Source organism: Massilia sp. NBRC 108631 (assembly GCF_059704565.1).
In genome coordinates this window covers 1-2174 of the sequence record NZ_BAAKJE010000217.1, presented here as the reverse complement: position 1 = coordinate 2174, position 2174 = coordinate 1, and the positions used below count along the sequence as shown (strand labels likewise).

Genomic DNA, 2174 nt, shown 5'->3' with positions numbered 1-2174 from the left:
GCTGCAGCAGCGAGTAAGTACCTGAAGAGCCGCAGCACAGGTGGCTGTCGGCGCACAGCCTCACATCCACACCGACCGCGCGCAGCAGTCCTTCCACCTTGCCACGGATCTGCTGCCCGTGCTGCAGGGTGCAAGGCGGGTGGAAGGCTACTTTCTGCGCCTGTCCTGCATCGATCCTGCCCGCCAGCGCGTCCTCGAAACCGCACAGGATTTCGCTGACGTCCCTGGTCAATGCGGAAATGCGGGCCGCCTTTTCCGCGTACGCTGCGTCGTGCCGTAGCAAATGTCCATACTCTTTGACCGTGGCGCCGCAACCGGACGAGGTCATGACAATGGCCTCGGCCCCGGCGCCCACCAGCGGCCACCACGCGTCGATATTGCGCCGCATGTCGTCCAGCCCTCCGGCCTGGTCGTTCAAATGGTAGCGGATGGCGCCGCAGCAGCCAGCCTTCGGCGCCATCACCAGCTGGACGCCGAGCGCATCGAGCACGCGCGCGGCGGCCGCATTGATATTGGGCGCCATCGACGGCTGCACGCAACCGTCGAGCAGCAGCATCTTGCGGGCATGGGTGGCGCGTGGCCAGGCGCCGGCCGGCGTCGGGCGCACCACTTTTCCGCGCAGCGCGGCAGGCAGCAGCGGCCGCAACCACTGTCCCGCCGCCATGGCCGGCCTGAAAATCCAGCGGCGCGGCAAGACTTCCTGCAACAGGGCGCGCGCCGCCTGCTGCGCGGCGGGACGCGCCACCTGGCGGTCGACGACGTGGCGGCCGATGTCGAGCAGCCGGCCGTACTGCACGCCCGACGGGCAGGTTGTTTCACAGCTGCGGCAAGTCAGGCAACGGTCCAGGTGCATCTGCGTGCTCGGGCCGGGCGTGGCGCCTTCCAGCACTTGCTTGATCAGGTAGATGCGGCCGCGCGGGCCATCCAGCTCATCGCCCAGCAGCTGATAGGTCGGGCAGGTCGCGGTGCAGAAGCCGCAATGGACGCACTGGCGCAGGATTGCTTCGGCTTCCAGGCCTTCCGGTGTGTCCTGGTATTGTGGAGCGAGATTGGTTTGCATGGTTACAGGTCCTGGTACATGCGGCCCGGATTGAAAATGCCGGCCGGGTCGAAAGCGTTTTTGAGGTTGCGGTGGATGGCATGCACCGCCGGCGCCAGAGGATGGAACACGCCGTGCTCCCGCGCCGCGCCGCGATACAGCGTGGCATGGCCGCCCCGCTGCGCCGCCAGCGCGCGCAAGCTGTCCGGCGCGTCGTCCGTCAATAGCCAGCGCTGCGCACCGCCCCATTCGATCAACTGCGGGCCGCCATGCGCCAGCGCCGGCGCCACCGTTGGCAGCGCCAGCCGCCACAGCGAGGCGGCTGGATCGGCCGAGAAGAAGGCATGGCGCTGTTCGCGTACATCGTCCCAGAAGGCGACGCCGGCGGCGGCGTGCACAACGTCGCCGCCGATGCGCAGTGCCGCCGCTTCCACCGCCGCCTGCGCACCGGACAGGCGCACCATCAGCATGCCGCGGTGCCATGCGCTGGCCGACACCGGCAAAGGCTGGCCCGCCCAGGCATTCAGGCGCCGCAACGCCTCGTCCTGTTCCAGCGCCAGGCACAGTGTGCATTCCGCCGCCGGTCGCGGCAGCACCTTGAGCGACACCTCCAGTATCAGTCCAAGCATGCCGAGCGAGCCGGCCAGCAGGCGGGATACGTCATATCCCGCCACGTTCTTCATTACCTGTCCGCCAAAGCGCAGCACCGCGCCGCGTCCATCCATCAGGGTTGCGCCCAGAACGAAATCGCGCACCGCGCCGGCGGCCTGGCGGCGCGGTCCGGCCAGGCCGCCCGCCACCACCCCGCCTATGGTGGCGCCGGCGCCGAAATGCGGCGGCTCGAACGCCAGCATCTGCCCCTGGCCGGCCAGCACCGCCTCGATCTCGCGCAAGGGGGTGCCGCAGCGCGCCGTGATTACCAGTTCAGTCGGCTCATAGCTGGTGATACCGCTATAGCCCGAGGTATCCAGCAGCGCGCCCTGCGGCGGGCGGCCGTACCAGTCCTTGCTGCCGCCGCCGCGCACGCGCAGCGGGGTCCGGTCTTGCGCGGCGCGCAGCACGCGCTGGCGGAATTGATTCAATATGTGGTCCATATCGTTCATTGCTTCATCGATTGAGCGAACCGGAACAGGCC

At 68.6% G+C, this 2174-nt stretch carries 2 protein-coding genes; both read right to left on the bottom strand.

Annotated features, from left to right (window positions below; all coding sequences use genetic code 11):
* Positions 1-1060, bottom strand: a 1060-nt coding sequence (glcF, locus tag AC6H42_RS23650) for a glycolate oxidase subunit GlcF (protein WP_497549081.1), incomplete at its 3' end; no start/stop codon positions are given.
* A gap of 2 nt (positions 1061-1062) precedes the next feature.
* Positions 1063-2133 (bottom strand): glycolate oxidase subunit GlcE, encoded by a 1071-nt coding sequence (gene glcE / locus AC6H42_RS23645; protein ID WP_057156225.1) that lies wholly within the window; start codon positions 2131-2133, stop codon positions 1063-1065.
* Positions 2134-2174: the final 41 nt, after the last annotated feature.